The sequence below is a fragment of the Nocardioides sp. GY 10127 genome (assembly GCF_004919085.1).
Classification (GTDB): Bacteria; Actinomycetota; Actinomycetes; order Propionibacteriales; family Nocardioidaceae; genus Nocardioides.
On the sequence record NZ_STGL01000006.1, the window covers coordinates 19,621 to 33,347 of the forward strand.

Here is a 13,727-nt window from a genome sequence, read left to right on the forward strand (position 1 = left end):
CCGCACCCGCGGCCCCCGAACCATCTGGCGCCCCCACGGCGCAAGGCCCCCGTCCCCCAGGCGGGGGCCTTCGTCGTGCCCGGCAGAGCGCGACGGACCAGCGCCCACCCAGCGGGCAGCGGGTCAGGGCCAGCGGGTCAGGGCCAGGAGGTCAGAGGTAGAGGCCGGTGCTTTCGTCGCCGACGCGGTCGGCGGCGACGGCGTGGACGTCACGCTCGCGCATCACCACGTAGGTCTCGCCGTGCACCTCGACCTCGGCGCGGTCCTCGGGGTCGAAGAGGACGCGGTCGCCCGCCTCCACCGCGCGGGCCTGCGGGCCCACGGCGACGACGCGCGCCCACGAGAGCCGCTTGGCGCCCATCGCCGCGGTCGCGGGGATGACGATGCCGCCGGACGAGCGGCGCTCGCCGGCCTCGGCGTCGATCTCGACGAGCACGCGGTCGTGCAGCATCTTGATCGGGGTCTTCTCGGACGCCGCGTCGGACACGTGCAGCACCCGGCTCACGCGGTGAGGCGTCGGACCACCAGGATCGCCGCGGCCACACCCACGACGGCACCGGCCGTCTTGAGGATGTTCTCGGTGCGCGGCGCACCCGTGGCGGGGTCGACGTAGTGAGCCTTCACCGACCAGGCCTTGCGCGAGACCACGGTCTTCGGGCTGGCCCGGTGGAGCAGCTCGTCGATCGTGGCCGCCAGGCGCTGGCGGGTCTCCTCCATCTCGCGCTCGAGGGCGCTGGGGTCGGTGCTCACGGGAAGCAACCTACCAACTCGGACGGGCCGCAGGTCACCCAGCCGGGGAGTGACGCACCGCGGCCGCGGGGTCGAACCCCCACGGCAGCTCCAGCCGGTGCCGCGTCATCAGCGCCTCGTCGGTGAGGACGTCGAGGGTCGGGGCGTCCGCGACGACCCGGCCCTGGCTCAGCACGACCGCGCGGGGGCACAGCTCCAGCGCGTACGGCAGGTCGTGGGTGACCATGAGGACGGTGACGTCGAGCGAGCGCAGCACGTCGGCGAGCTCGCGCCGGGAGGCCGGGTCGAGGTTCGAGGACGGCTCGTCCAGCACCAGGATCTCGGGCTCCATCGCCAGCACCGTCGCGACGGCCACGCGCCGACGCTGGCCGAAGGAGAGGTGGTGCGGCGGGCGGTCGACGAACGCCGTCATGCCCACCTTCTCCAGGGCCTCCATCACCCGCCGGTCCAGGGCTGCGCCGGTGAGCCCGAGGTTGGCGGGGCCGAACGCGACGTCCGCGCGCACCGTGCCCATGAAGAGCTGGTCGTCGGGGTCCTGGAAGACGAGGCCGACGCGCCGCCGGATCTCCAGCAGGTGCTCCTTGGCCACCGGGAGCCCGGAGACCCTCACCGACCCGGCGCCGGTGCCGGAGTCGGCCCCGAGGATGCCGTTGAGGTGCATCACCAGCGTGGTCTTGCCGGCGCCGTTGGGGCCGAGCAGGGCGACCCGCTCCCCCGCGTGGACGTGCAGGTCGACGCCGAAGAGCGCCTGGTGGCCGTCGGGGTAGGCGAAGGCGAGACCGGCGACGTCGAGGACGGGCGTGCTCACGCCCCGACCTCGCGCGCCGCGCGACCGGGGTGCGGACGCGTCTCCGAGGCGACGTGAGCCTGGTGACCGTGCCCCACGTGCCCGTGCGAGGCCTCCCCCGTCGGCCCGGCGAGGGCCGCGGCCGGGATGGTGCCGTCGTAGCCGCGGGCCAGCATCGCCAGGTGGACCCGCTCCCCGCGCTCGTAGGTGCGGATGAAGAGGGCGCCGAGAGTACGGGCCAGCACCGGCCACTGCCGGGGGTCGCGGGCGCGGAACCCGCGGGACTCCCGCGCCACGTGCATGCGGCGGAGCTCGTCGGTGACGACCTCGAGGTACCGGACCATGAACGACATGATCTGGACCAGCTGGGCCGGCACCCGCAGCCGCTGCAGCCCCAGGAGCAGCGCGGAGGCCTCGGTGGTGGCCGCCAGCAGCAGGCTGGCCAGCACGCCGATCGTGCCCTTGGCGAGCAGCCCGAAGGCCGCCACGAGGCCCTGCTGGGACACCGTCACGCCGAGCACCTGGACAGGGTCGCCCTGGCTGAGGAACGGCAGCAGCAGCGCGAAGACCACGAACGGGACCTCGACCACGAGCCGGGGCAGCAGGTAGGTCAGCGGGACGTGGGCCAGGGCCGCGATCCCGAGCAGCACCGCCGCATAGCCGGCGAAGACCGGGTAGGCGTGGTTCGGCGTCGCGACGACGACCAGCACGAAGGAGACGAGCGCCAGGACCTTGAGGTGGGCGGGCGCGCGGTGGACGGCCGAGTGGCCGTGGAAGTGCAGCGCGTGCCCGTGACCGGCGCCCACTACCGGCTCCCCGCCGGCTCGCGGGTCGCGGAGGCGTCCTCGGCTGACTCCGGCCGGGGACGGCGGCGCACCGCCCAGGTCAGTCCGCCGGCGAGCACCAGCACGACGACCACGCCGGCCACCCCGGCGAGCCCACCGGAGAGTCGGGCGTCGCCGACGCCGCTCACGCCGTAGCCGGCGAGCGGGCTGTCGCTGGTCGAGGACGTCGTGGCGGAGTCGGCGAAGCCCTGCTCGCTCGAGACCGACTCCAGCCCGTCGGGAGAGGAGGAGGCGTAGTAGCTCACGACGCCCGCGAGGACGAGCGCGAGCAGCAGGACGCCTGCGGCGACCCAGCGCAGCGAGGGGCGGCGGCTCATGCGGAGGCCTCCTGGGAGGTGCTGGGCTCTGCCCCGGTGCCCTGCTCGTCGAGAGTGCCCGACCCGTCGAGCCCGTCGTCGGGGCCGAGGATCGTCAGCTCGCGCCGCTGGAGGAACGGGCGGGCGCCGTGCACGAGGTCGGGGCGGACCGCCACCAGGCTGCCGACGGCGAGGAACGTGATGACGGCCTCGCCGATCCCGATGAGCGTGTGCACGCCGAGCATCGCCGAGGCCACGAGCCCCAGGTCGACGTCCGTCGTGCCCCCGACGGCGTAGAGCCCGACGAACCCGAGGGCGGCGACCGGCACGGAGACGAGCGCGCCCAGGCCGGCGGCGAGCGGGACCGAGGCCAGCCGCTTCGGCAGGACGGCGCGGGCGGCGAGGAAGACGAGGTACCCGACCAGGACGGTGACGAGGCCCATGAGCGTGATGTTGGTGCCCAGCGCCGTGATGCCGCCGTCGGCGAAGAGCAGCGCCTGGACGATGAACACGGTGCTCAGGCAGAGCACCGCCGTCCACGGCCCCACGAGGACGGCGGCCAGCGCGCCGCCCAGCAGGTGCCCGCTCGTGCCCGCCGCCACCGGGAAGTTGAGCATCTGCACGGCGAAGACGAACGCGGCGACGAGGCCGGCCATGGGCGCGGTGCGGTCGTCGAGCTCGCGCCGGGCGCGGCCGAGGGCGATGCCCACGGCGGTCGCGGCGACGACGCCGGTGGCCACCGAGGTGGGGGCGTCGAGGAAGCCGTCGGGGACGTGCACGGGTGCTCCTGCGGGGTGGTCGGGCGGTGCTGACGCTCACCGTACGCTCTTGCAAGTAGTTTGCAACTACGGGTCTCCCGCAGTGCGGGAACCCGGCGCGAGCCGCTCGGCGGCGCACCGGGCAGACTGCCCCCGAACCGTCCCCGTCACCCTCCAGGAGCACCCGTGAGCGACCGCCTCGCCGTCGGCGACACCGCGCCCGACTTCACCCTCACCGACGACACCGGCGCGGAGGTGACCCTCTCCTCGCTGCGTGGGAAGAACGTGATCGTCTACTTCTACCCGGCCGCGATGACCCCCGGCTGCACCAAGCAGGCCTGCGACTTCACCGAGTCGCTGGACTCCCTGCGCGGGCAGGGCTACGAGGTGCTCGGCGTCTCCCCCGACAAGCCGGAGAAGCTGGCGCGCTTCCGCGAGAAGGAGTCGCTGGGCATCACGCTGCTCTCCGACCCCGACCGCGCCGTCATGACCGCCTGGGGCGCGTTCGGCGAGAAGAAGCTCTACGGCAAGGTCGTCGAGGGCGTCATCCGCTCCACCGTCGTCCTGGACGCCGAGGGCGTGGTCACCCTCGCGCAGTACAACGTGAAGGCCACCGGCCACGTCGCCAAGCTGCGCCGGGACCTCGGCCTGGCCTGACGGCCCCTCGACGGGACGCCCCTGCCGGCCCGGCTCAGGGCCAGGGGTCGTCCCGGAGCCGCGCGTGCAGGTGCTCGTCGTGGTGCAGCCCGTCGGAGTACCGGTAGCTGGCCCGCAGCGTCCCCTCGAGCGCGAAGCCGCCGCGCCGGGCCACCGCGCAGGACGCCGTGTTCTCGACCGCGTGGAACAGGTGCACCCGATGGCAGCCCAGGTGCTCGTGGGCGAAGGTCGCCGCGGCCCGCAGCGCCGCGGCGGCCACCCCGCGCCGCCGCGCCCAGGGCGCCGTCCAGTAGCCCACCTCGACGTCGCCCTGCTCGAGGTCGAGGTGGTGCAGCGACACCCCGCCGAGCAGCGCTCCCCCGGTGCGGCGGGAGTCGTCCGCCCCCGGGTCGAGCACCGGGTCCGCCACCGAATCCGCCACCTGGTCCGCCCCCGCCAGGTCGGCGACCGCCCACGAGGCGTGGTCGCCCAGCGTCCAGTCGTTGCGGCTGCGGACCCACGCGGCGACCGCGTCGGGCTCGGTCGGCCCCGGGTTCCAGCGCAGCGCCATCGGGTCGGCGAACGCCCGCGCCAGCGGCTCGAGGTCCGGCTCGGTGAACGGCCGCAGCAGCAGGCCGGCGTCCGCGAGGACCAGGACGGCCGGGCCGGCCGCCAGGGTCTGCGCCGCGGCGTGCATCGTCACACCCGTCACACTACGAGCCCGCCGCCACGTCCGGAACACGAGTTCCTAGACTGTCCCGGCCACGGCCGAACAGGCCCGGCGAGCCGAAGTGGTGGAACAGGCAGACACGCAGGATTTAGGTTCCTGTGCCCCAGGGCGTGCGGGTTCAAGTCCCGCCTTCGGCACCCACCCGGGCGGCGGGCGCGGGAGACCGTCAGGCCAGCCGCGCCGCGACCACCGGGCCCAGGGCGCGCAGCGCGCGGCCCCGGTGGGAGATCGCGTCCTTCTCCTCGCGGGAGAGCTCCGCGGTCGTGCGCCCCGGCAGCTCGTCGGCCTCGAAGAGCACGTCGTAGCCGAAGCCGCCGTCGCCGCGGACCTCGCGGATCACCCGCCCCCGCATCCGGCCGGGCACCACGGTCTCGCCCGTGACACCGGGGCCGTCGACGAAGGCCACCGAGCAGTGGAAGAAGGCCGCGCGCCGCTCGTCCGGCACGTCCGCCAGCTGCGCCAGCAGCAGGGCGTTGTTGCGCTCGTCGCTCTTGGGCGGGCCGCTCCACCGGGCCGAGAGCACGCCCGGCATGCCGTTGAGGGCGTCGACGCAGAGCCCCGAGTCGTCGGCGAGCGTCGGCAGGCCGGTGGCCTCGAAGCCGGCGCGCGCCTTGATGAGCGCGTTGCCGTCGAAGTCCGGCGCGTCCTCCACCGGCTCGTCGTAGGCGGGCACGTCGTCGAGGCCCACCACCTCGATGCCGGGCAGGTGCGCGGCGAGGATGCGCTGCATCTCCGCGACCTTCTTGGCGTTGCGCGAGGCCAGGTGCACGCGGACGCCGGGGGCCTGCTGCGCCGTCACGAGGAGAGCGCCTCCGCCTGGAGCCGGGTCAGGTCGGCGCACCCGCCGGCCGCGAGGTCGAGCAACGCGTTGAGCTCGGCGCGGTCGAACGCCGCACCCTCGGCGGTGCCCTGCACCTCGACGAAGGAGCCGGCGCCGGTCATCACGACGTTCATGTCGGTCTCGGCCCGCACGTCCTCGACGTAGGGCAGGTCCAAGCGCGGGACGCCGTCGATGATGCCGACGGAGACGGCCGCGACCGAGCCGGTCAGCGGCTCGCCGGTCAGCGCGCCGGTGGAGCGCAGGTGCGCCACCGCGTCCGCGAGGGCCACGTAGGCGCCGGTGATGGCGGCCGTGCGGGTCCCGCCGTCGGCCTGGAGGACGTCGCAGTCGAGCTGGATCGTGTTCTCCCCCAGCGCCTCGTAGTCGACGACCGCCCGCAGGGAGCGCCCGATGAGGCGGGAGATCTCGTGCGTGCGGCCGCCGATGCGGCCCTTGACCGACTCGCGGTCGGAGCGGGTGTTGGTGGAGGCGGGCAGCATCGCGTACTCGGCGGTGACCCAGCCGAGGCCGGAGCCGCGGCGCCACCGCGGCACGCCCTCGGAGGCCGACGCGGCGCACAGCACCTTCGTCTTCCCGAACTCGATCAGCACCGAGCCCGCTGCGTGGTCGAGCCAGTTCCGGGTGATCGTGATCGGTCGCAGCTCGTCGTCGCGCCGGCCGTCCTCGCGTGCAGTCATGACCCCGACGCTAGCCGCCCCCGGGTCGGGGCTGTTCCCCCAGGGGGCTCACTTGGGCTCGGAGCGCAGCACCCGCCGCAGGCCGAGCACGAAGGGAGCCACGACCCAGAGCAGCACCGAGGTGACGACCGCGACCGGGTTCTTGTCCAGCACCAGCAGCGTCGGGTCGCCGGTGGCCGCCTGGTACGGCGTCATCGAGTAGTTCATGTCGAAGTACGGGATGACGTCCGGCGCCCAGCTGAGCAGCGCCATGAGGATGCTGTAGACGACGACGGGCAGCAGCAGCGCCACCACGTAGAAGAACGCGATGCCACCGGGCGAGCTGAGGGTCACCAGCGCCAGGCCGAAGGCCATGAGGAAGTACGCGAGCAGCTGGACGATGATCCACACGAGCTGGTGGGCCTCGAGGTTCCAGAGCGTGTCGTAGCCGCTGAACGAGGCGTTGACGACGTTGGCCAGCACGGCCAGGCCCATGGACACGGCGATGATGGCGACCGCGAAGATCACCACCGCGACGAGCTTGGCCAGGACGACGCGCAGGCGGTGCGGCTCGAGGGTGAAGGTCACCAGCCCGGTGCGCTGCCCCCACTCGCTGGTGACCGCGATGATCGGGAAGACCGGCAGCAGCAGCGTCAGCGGCGTCACCATCACCTGCACCCAGCCGTTGAAGCCGATCGCCAGGTCGTTGAGCTGGACGACGAGCTCGGTGATGCCGATGGCCGCCAGCAGGAGCAGGCCCGTGACCAGCATCAGCCAGAACCCGGCGCGGGTGTCGGTCATCTTCCGCCACTCCACCGAGACGAGCCGGCCGAACGGCACGCGGGACGTGGCCGAGACGTCGATGGTGGCCGGCCCGGAGGGGCTGGACGCGCTGGTGGCGCTCATGCGGAGGCTCCCGTCTCGGTCGCGGGGGTCTCCCGCTGGGTGTCGGAGGTCAGCTGGAGGAAGAGGTCCTCGAGGTTCACGGTCGCGGCGCGCAGGTCGGTGAGGACCACACCCGCCTCGAGCGCGGCGCGGCCCACGACGACGGGCTCGACGTCGGCGCGCAGGCCGGTGCCCGCGGGCTCGACGTGGGCGCCGCCGGCGCGCAGGGCGGCGGCGAGGCGCTCGTTGTCCTCGCTCGTGACGTGGGTGGCCGCCTGTCCGGAGCGGGTGAGGCTCTCGCGGTCGCCGCGGGCCACGATCCGGCCCTGGCCGATGACGACCATCTCGTCCGCGATGATCTCGACCTCGTGCAGCAGGTGGCTGGAGAGCAGCACCGTGCCGCCGCGGTCGGCGAAGCCCTTGAGCAGCCCGCGCATCCACCGGATGCCGGCCGGGTCCAGGCCGTTGGCGGGCTCGTCGAGGATGAGCACCTGCGGGTCGCCGAGCAGGGCGTGGGCGATGCCGAGCCGCTGGCGCATGCCGAGGGAGTAGTTGCGGATCTTCCGCTTCGCCTCGGAGTCGGTGAGCGAGACCAGGGCGAGCATCTCGTCGACGCGGGAGGAGGGCAGACCCATCACCTTCGCGCCGAGCGCCAGCACCTCGCGGCCGCTGCGGCCCGCGTGCTGGGCCGAGGCGTCCAGCAGGACGCCGACGTGCCGGCCGGGGTTGGGGATGTCCTTGTAGGCGTGGCCGCCGATGAGGGCGCGCCCGGAGGTCGGCGGGGTGAGCCCCACCATCATCCGCATCGTGGTGGTCTTCCCGGCGCCGTTGGGGCCGAGGAACCCCGTGACGCGACCGGGCTGGGCCTCGAACGTGACGTCGTCGACGGCGGTGTAGGCCCCGTAGGTCTTCGTCAGGGACTCGACGGTGATCATGCCTTTACCCTGCACCATGGGTGGTCACGACTGCCGCAGGGGTCCCCTGCGGCCGCGCGTGTCGGCGTCGGACCGCCTCAGAGGTCGATCGTCATCCCCGGCTCGGCCAGCGAGCAGCGTCCGGCGAACCGGGTCCGGGCCTCCGCGAGCTGCGGCTCCCGCTCGTACCACGGCGGGATGTGGGTGAGCACCAGGTGGGCGGTGCCGGTGACGGTCGCCAGGTCGCCGCACTCGGCGGCGGTGAGGTGCAGGTTCGGCGGGTTCTCCACGCCCTCGCGGAAGGACGCCTCGGCCAGCAGGAGGTCGGCGCCGGCTGCCACCCGCTCCAGCTGGGCGCAGGGCCCGGTGTCACCGGTGTAGGCGAGCACCTTGCCGCCGACCTCGATCCGCAGGCCGTAGGCCAGGACGGGGTGGTCGACCTCGGTGGCGTGCACGGTGAACGGGCCCACGACGATGCCCTCGGCGGGGGCGTCCACCCAGTCGAGGAAGTCGAACTCCTCGCGCATGCCGGGGTCCTCCGGCAGGTCGTAGGCGCGCGCCATCCGGCCCGCGGTGCCCTCGGGGCCCCAGACGGGGATCACCGGCTGCTGGCCGGTGGGGTGGTACTTGCGCATGACGTAGTAGCCGCACAGGTCGAGGCAGTGGTCGGCGTGCAGGTGGCTCAGCAGCACCGCGTCGATGCCGAGCGGGTCGCTGTAGCGCTGGAGGTTGCCCAGCGCGCCGCTGCCGAGGTCGACGAGCACCCGCCACGTCCGCTCGCCGGTGCCGTCGTCGAAGGGCGCCTCGAGCACGTAGGACGACGCGGGCGACTCCGGCCCCGGGTAGGAGCCCGAGCAGCCGAGGACGGTGAGGCGGGGGCCGGTCAGGGGGCCGGTCACGGGCGGCCGCCCGTCATCGGGGCGGGCAGGCCGCCGGCCCACTGGCCGACGCCGTCCAGCTCGGGGCCGAGGAACCGGCGCCCGATGCGCTCGAAGTCCTCGGGGGCGCCGGTGGTGAGGAACGTGTACGTCGGCGTGCCACCAGGGCGCATGAGGTCCTCCGCGACGAGCATCTTGTAGACGTCCTTGGCGCACTCCTCCGCCGAGCTGACGAGGGTGACCCCGTCGCCGACCACGTAGGAGATGACGCCCGTGAGCAGGGGGTAGTGGGTGCAGCCCAGGACGAGGGTGTCGACGCCCGCCGCGACGAGCGGGTCGAGGTACTCGTGGGCGGCGACGAGGAGGTCCTGGCCGCCGGTCACTCCGGCCTCGACGAAGTCGACGAACGCGGGGCACGCCTGGGTGTGCAGGTCGATCTGGGGCGCGGCGGCGAACGCATCGTCGTAGGCCATGGAGTCCGCGGTGGCGCGGGTGCAGATGACGCCGATCCGGCCGTTGTGCGAGGCGGCCACGGCGCGTCGGGTGGCCGGGAAGATCACCTCGACGACCGGGACGTCGTAGCGCTCCCGGGCGTCGCGCAGCATCGCGGCGCTGGCGGAATTGCAGGCGATGACGAGCGCCTTGACCCCGAGGTCGACGAGGTGGTCCAGGCACTCGAGGGCGTACTCGCGGACCTCGCCGATCGGCTTGGGCCCGTAAGGCTGACGCGCGGTGTCGCCGAGGTAGACGACCGACTCGTGCGGGAGCTGGTCGATGACGGCTCGGGCCACGGTGAGACCACCGAAGCCGGAGTCGAAGATCCCGATGGGGGCGTCCTTGCCCGCCGGGGTCGTCACTGGAGGCACACCGGAGAGGTTAAGCGCAGGTGACGCCCGCGTGCACGGCGACGCGGCGCGTCGTGCACGTCACCCGTAGGAGAGCACGGTCGTGCCCCGCTCAGCGGGACCTCCCGCGTGGCGCGGATCTCACCCCGCGAGGACGCTGCGAGGACGCTCCGGGGTGCCGCCCCGCGCGTCCTCAGCCCGCCACGGTGGCGAGCTCGGAGGCCACCGGCCACGGGTTGAAGGTGCAGCCGCCGAGGTCCTTGGACTGCTGCATCATCACCGGCGCCGGCTCGCCGGCGCCCGGGCACGACGCGTGGCCCAGCCCCAGCCAGTGCCCCGTCTCGTGGTCGACCACCATGTTCCGGTAGTCGCGCAGCGTCCCGCCCGCCTTGTTCCACGACGGCGAGGCGTGCCGCCACCGCCGCTGGTTGATGACGACGTAGCGGCCCACGCGGCAGGACCAGTGCACGGAGCACTCCGAGGAGAAGTCCGTCATCGTCGAGGCCTCGGCCAGGACGAGGGTGAAGTCGCCCCCGGAGGCCACGCGGCGGAAGTGCACGCCGGCCGCGCGCCAGCCGCGCGGGTCGTCGTAGGTCTGCTGGGCGAGGCGGGCGAACCGGCGCACCGACGCCGTCACGTGCCCGTGGGTGGTGACGTGGTAGGTCACCGAGCGGGAGACGTCCACGCGGTGCCGGACGATGGCGGTGCGCTCGCTGCGCGCCGCCGCCGGCACGTGGCCGGCGGCGGTCGCGACGGCGCGCACGTAGAGCCGCCGGCCGACGTCCCCCGGCTCGACCCGGTGCCGCCGGCCGGTGCCGACCTCGACCCCGTGGCCCCGGTACCAGGTCCAGCGGACGCGCCCCGGCTCGCTGGACCAGCGGCCCGGGGTGGCGCGCAGGACGTGGCCGTAGCGGGCGGTGCCCAGCACGCGCGGCGCGCGGCGCGACGCCAGCGGGGCACGACGGACGCCGGCGGTGCGGGCGCTGGTCCGGCTCGTCGACTCCCCCGCGGTGTCCGTGGCGGTCACCCGCACCGACAGGCGGCGGCCCAGGTCGTCGGTCGTGGGGCGGTAGGCCTTGCCGGTGGCCCCGGCGATCGGGGCGCCGCCGCGCAGCCACTGGAAGGTGAACGCCAGGTCCGCGCCGTCCACCCAGGACCCGCGGGTGGCGACGAGGCGCTGCCCGTAGACGGCCTCGCCCTCCACCTGGGGCGCCGCGGTGGCCTCGGGTCGCCCCTCGGCCGCCGCCACCGGGGGCGCCAGGAGCAGCCCGCCGACGAGCAGCAGGCAGGCGAGCAGGGGGCCGCTCAGGCCCAGAGCTGGCCCTCGAGCCTGTCCTCGGCCTCGTCGATCGTGCCCTCGTAGGCACCCGTCGAGAGGTACTTCCAGCCGGCGTCGCACACGACGAAGGCTATGTCAGCCTTCTCCCCCGCCTTGATGGCCTTCGCGGCCTGTCCCATGGCGGCGTGCAGGATGGCACCCGTCGAGATGCCCGCGAAGATGCCCTCGTTGTCGATGAGCTCGCGCACCCGGCGGACGGCGTCGCGCGGGCCGACGGAGAAGCGGGAGTCGATCAGCTCGGGGTCGTAGAGCTCGGGGACGAAGCCCTCGTCCATGTTCCGCAGGCCGTAGACGAGCTCGCCGTAGCGGGGCTCGGCGGCGACGATGCGGACGTCGGGCTTGGCCCGGCGGAAGTAGCGGCTGATACCCATGAGCGTGCCGGTGGTGCCCAGGCCGCCCACGAAGTGGGTGATCGACGGCAGGTCGGCGAGCAGCTCGGGGCCGGTGCCCTCCTCGTGCGCCAGCGCGTTCGAGGGGTTGCCGTACTGGTAGAGCATGACCCAGTCCGGGTGCTCCTCCGCGACGCGCTTGGCGACCCGCACGGCCTCGTTGGAGCCACCGGCCGCGGGCGAGGAGACGATCTCGGCGCCCCACATGCGCAGGAGCAGGCGGCGCTCCTCCGAGGTGTTCTCGGGCATCACGCAGACCATCCGGTAGCCCTTGAGCTTGGCGGCCATCGCGAGCGAGATGCCGGTGTTGCCGGACGTCGGCTCGAGGATGGTGCAGCCGGGACGGAGCAGGCCGTCCTTCTCCGCCTCCTCGATCATCTTCAGGGCCGGACGGTCCTTGATCGAGCCGGTGGGGTTGCGGTCCTCGAGCTTGGCCCAGAGCCGGACGTCCGGGCTCGGCGAGAGCCGCGGCAGCCCCACGAGCGGGGTGTTGCCGACGGACGCGAGCAGGTTGTCGAACCTCATGGGTGCCTTCTGGATCGGTGCCCGGCCGGGGCCGGGCGGTGCGTGCTGAGGGGGGACGCGGCGCGTCAGCGCAGGAACGCGGCCGGGTCGAAGTCGTCCAGCTCGATGATGCGGACCCGCGGCAGCGGGGAGCGGAACGCGTTGACGTCGTCCTCGAGGTCGTACAGCGTCATCCCGAGCGACGTGAGGGCGGTGGAACAGAACTCCCGGAGGGCGACGAGGCCCATCCGCGCGCCGGTGCCGAGGAGGGCCTCGGACTGGGGCGCGAAGTCGCCGTCGTGGCTGACGAGCAGGACGTCGGTGGGGACGGCCTCGCTCTCGGGGTCGTTCGCCCGCGCGGTGAGCTCGTCCAGCGTCCGCTGGATACCGATGTCCACGACCTTCTGGTCGGGCCGGCCCGACAGCGGGACGGGGCGGTAGCCGATGGCCAGCAGCGCCTGGATGAACGGGGTGGGCATGTGCCCGGCCGAGGCGTTGAGGAAGAACAGCCCGACGACGGGCTGGTCCCACAGCTTCTCGGCGAAGTGGATGACGCGCTCCCAGCGGGGGCGCTCCTCCGGGTTCGGGCGGCGCCCGAGGAGGGAGTTGCCCAGCGTGGCGTCGATGTTCTCGCCGTCGACGAGCACGACCGTTCGCCGTTCGCTCATGGTGTCCTCCCTTCCTCGGGTGCTTCCTCGTGGTGCCTGGTGTTGACGGGTGGTCCCACCCGGTGGTCTACCAGGTGCGACCGGGTCCCGCAGCCCGGCTGCGGGACCGTGCCGACCTGGGTCAGCAGCCGCCCGCGACGGCGGGCAGCACGACGACCTGGTCGCCGTCGGCCAGCGGGGCCTCGAGGCTACCGAGGAAGCGGACGTCCTCGTCGTTGACGTAGACGTTGACGAAGCGGCGGAGCACGATCTCGCCGTTCTTCTCCTCGACGAGGCGGTCCTTGATGCCGGCGTAGCTGGCCTCGAGGTCGTCGATGAGAGCGCTCAGGCTGGCGCCCTCGCCGGTGACGGCCTTCTCGCCGCCGGTGTAGGTGCGCAGGATGGTCGGGATGCGGACCTCGATGGCCACTGGGTGCTCCTTGCTCGGGACTGCTGGTTGCGGTTCTCCCGGCCCCGTGGCGGGGCCGGCGGTGGTGCAGGTCTTCGGTGCGGCCCGGAGTGTCCTCCGGGGGTGGACCGGGGTGCGTCCGCGGCTCACGCCGAGGGCAGCGACTCCACGACGGTGACCTCTTCCTCGGTCACGACGCCGTCGACGATCCGGTAGGAACGAAAGTCCACGGGGCCCTCGTTATTCCCGTGCTCCCGGGTGGAGACGAGGACGTAGTGGGCGTTCGGCTCGCTCGCGAGCCCGATGTCGGTGCGGCTCGGGTAGGCCTCGGTGGCCGTGTGCGAGTGGTAGACGACCACCGGCTCCTCGTCGTTCGCCCACATCTGCTTGTAGAGGTCGAGCAACTCGGTGGAGTCGAACTCGTAGAAGGTGGGGCTGCCGGCGGCGTTGACCATCTCGACGAGCCGCTCGGGGCGGTCGCTGCCCTCGGGGCCGGCGACGATGCCACAGCACTCGTCGGGGTGGTCCCGCTTGGCGTGCGCGACGATGGCGTCTCGGGTGGCGCGGTCGATGGTCAGCACGCCCGCCAGCGTAGGGCGTGCGCGCGTGCCTGCCCGC

At 73.5% G+C, this 13,727-nt stretch carries 19 protein-coding genes and 1 tRNA gene; 2 read left to right on the plus strand and 18 right to left on the minus strand.

Going from position 1 to position 13,727, the window contains the following annotated elements; translation table 11 throughout:
- Positions 1-151: 151 nt before the first annotated feature.
- The 6 genes from E8D37_RS10110 to E8D37_RS10135 are packed head-to-tail and all read right to left on the minus strand — an operon-like array spanning position 152 to position 3,457.
- Positions 152-451: a co-chaperone GroES gene (locus E8D37_RS10110; RefSeq protein WP_136570064.1), complete on the minus strand. Its 300-nt coding sequence runs from the start codon at positions 449-451 to the stop codon at positions 152-154.
- A gap of 50 nt (positions 452-501) precedes the next feature.
- The gene (locus tag E8D37_RS10115; RefSeq protein WP_136569674.1) at positions 502-750 is read right to left on the minus strand and encodes a DUF3618 domain-containing protein; all 249 of its coding nucleotides are present in this window, start codon (positions 748-750) and stop codon (positions 502-504) included.
- 34 nt (positions 751-784) lie between these two features.
- A complete protein-coding gene (locus E8D37_RS10120; protein WP_136569675.1) occupies positions 785-1,558 on the minus strand; it encodes an ABC transporter ATP-binding protein in 774 nt (257 codons plus the stop codon).
- Positions 1,555-2,343 carry a cobalt ECF transporter T component CbiQ gene (cbiQ, locus tag E8D37_RS10125; protein ID WP_136569676.1) on the minus strand — a complete coding sequence of 263 codons (789 nt, stop codon included), beginning with the start codon at positions 2,341-2,343 and terminating at the stop codon, positions 1,555-1,557. Before cbiQ ends, E8D37_RS10120 begins: the two co-directional genes overlap by 4 nt.
- The gene (locus E8D37_RS20090) at positions 2,343-2,699 is read right to left on the minus strand and encodes a PDGLE domain-containing protein (protein ID WP_136569677.1); all 357 of its coding nucleotides are present in this window, start codon (positions 2,697-2,699) and stop codon (positions 2,343-2,345) included. The genes cbiQ and E8D37_RS20090 overlap by 1 nt, the downstream gene beginning before the upstream one ends.
- A complete protein-coding gene (locus E8D37_RS10135; protein ID WP_136569678.1) occupies positions 2,696-3,457 on the minus strand; it encodes an energy-coupling factor ABC transporter permease in 762 nt (253 codons plus the stop codon). Before E8D37_RS10135 ends, E8D37_RS20090 begins: the two co-directional genes overlap by 4 nt.
- A gap of 165 nt (positions 3,458-3,622) precedes the next feature.
- Here E8D37_RS10135 and bcp point away from each other — a divergent pair, with 165 nt between their 5' ends.
- The gene (gene bcp / locus E8D37_RS10140; RefSeq protein ID WP_136569679.1) at positions 3,623-4,093 is read left to right on the plus strand and encodes a thioredoxin-dependent thiol peroxidase; all 471 of its coding nucleotides are present in this window, start codon (positions 3,623-3,625) and stop codon (positions 4,091-4,093) included.
- Between the two features lie 34 nt (positions 4,094-4,127).
- Here the strand turns inward: bcp and E8D37_RS10145 are convergent, their stop codons facing one another.
- On the minus strand, positions 4,128-4,769 hold the full coding sequence (locus E8D37_RS10145) for a GNAT family protein (RefSeq protein ID WP_136570065.1): 642 nt from the start codon (positions 4,767-4,769) through the stop codon (positions 4,128-4,130).
- A gap of 88 nt (positions 4,770-4,857) precedes the next feature.
- Between E8D37_RS10145 and E8D37_RS10150 the strand changes: the two genes are divergently transcribed.
- Positions 4,858-4,939: transfer RNA gene (locus E8D37_RS10150), tRNA-Leu, on the plus strand.
- Positions 4,940-4,968: 29 nt separating this feature from the next.
- Here the strand turns inward: E8D37_RS10150 and E8D37_RS10155 are convergent.
- From E8D37_RS10155 to E8D37_RS10205, 11 genes are all read right to left on the minus strand, one after another.
- Positions 4,969-5,601, minus strand: coding sequence for a non-canonical purine NTP pyrophosphatase (locus E8D37_RS10155; protein ID WP_276606479.1), 633 nt, complete (start codon positions 5,599-5,601; stop codon positions 4,969-4,971).
- The gene (gene rph / locus E8D37_RS10160; RefSeq protein ID WP_136569680.1) at positions 5,598-6,320 is read right to left on the minus strand and encodes a ribonuclease PH; all 723 of its coding nucleotides are present in this window, start codon (positions 6,318-6,320) and stop codon (positions 5,598-5,600) included. The genes E8D37_RS10155 and rph overlap by 4 nt, the downstream gene beginning before the upstream one ends.
- A gap of 48 nt (positions 6,321-6,368) precedes the next feature.
- Positions 6,369-7,205 (minus strand): hypothetical protein, encoded by an 837-nt coding sequence (locus tag E8D37_RS10165; protein WP_136569681.1) that lies wholly within the window; start codon positions 7,203-7,205, stop codon positions 6,369-6,371.
- Complete coding sequence (locus E8D37_RS10170; RefSeq protein ID WP_206055684.1) at positions 7,202-8,119, minus strand: ATP-binding cassette domain-containing protein; 918 nt, start codon at positions 8,117-8,119, stop codon at positions 7,202-7,204. Before E8D37_RS10170 ends, E8D37_RS10165 begins: the two co-directional genes overlap by 4 nt.
- 77 nt (positions 8,120-8,196) lie before the next feature.
- Positions 8,197-8,997, minus strand: coding sequence for an MBL fold metallo-hydrolase (locus tag E8D37_RS10175; protein ID WP_240770333.1), 801 nt, complete (start codon positions 8,995-8,997; stop codon positions 8,197-8,199).
- Positions 8,994-9,842, minus strand: a complete 849-nt coding sequence (gene murI, locus E8D37_RS10180) for a glutamate racemase (RefSeq protein ID WP_136569683.1) — start codon at positions 9,840-9,842, stop codon at positions 8,994-8,996. Before murI ends, E8D37_RS10175 begins: the two co-directional genes overlap by 4 nt.
- Before the next feature lie 172 nt (positions 9,843-10,014).
- Positions 10,015-11,070 carry a DUF3152 domain-containing protein gene (locus E8D37_RS10185; protein WP_168929709.1) on the minus strand — a complete coding sequence of 352 codons (1,056 nt, stop codon included), beginning with the start codon at positions 11,068-11,070 and terminating at the stop codon, positions 10,015-10,017.
- A gap of 56 nt (positions 11,071-11,126) precedes the next feature.
- A complete protein-coding gene (locus tag E8D37_RS10190; protein WP_136569685.1) occupies positions 11,127-12,074 on the minus strand; it encodes a cysteine synthase in 948 nt (315 codons plus the stop codon).
- Between the two features lie 65 nt (positions 12,075-12,139).
- Positions 12,140-12,721 carry an NYN domain-containing protein gene (locus tag E8D37_RS10195; protein WP_136569686.1) on the minus strand — a complete coding sequence of 194 codons (582 nt, stop codon included), beginning with the start codon at positions 12,719-12,721 and terminating at the stop codon, positions 12,140-12,142.
- 121 nt (positions 12,722-12,842) lie between these two features.
- Entirely contained in the window at positions 12,843-13,130 is a 288-nt protein-coding gene (locus tag E8D37_RS10200; protein ID WP_136569687.1) for a MoaD/ThiS family protein, read from the minus strand.
- A gap of 125 nt (positions 13,131-13,255) precedes the next feature.
- On the minus strand, positions 13,256-13,690 hold the full coding sequence (locus tag E8D37_RS10205; protein WP_136569688.1) for a M67 family metallopeptidase: 435 nt from the start codon (positions 13,688-13,690) through the stop codon (positions 13,256-13,258).
- Between the last annotated feature and the right edge of the window lie 37 nt (positions 13,691-13,727).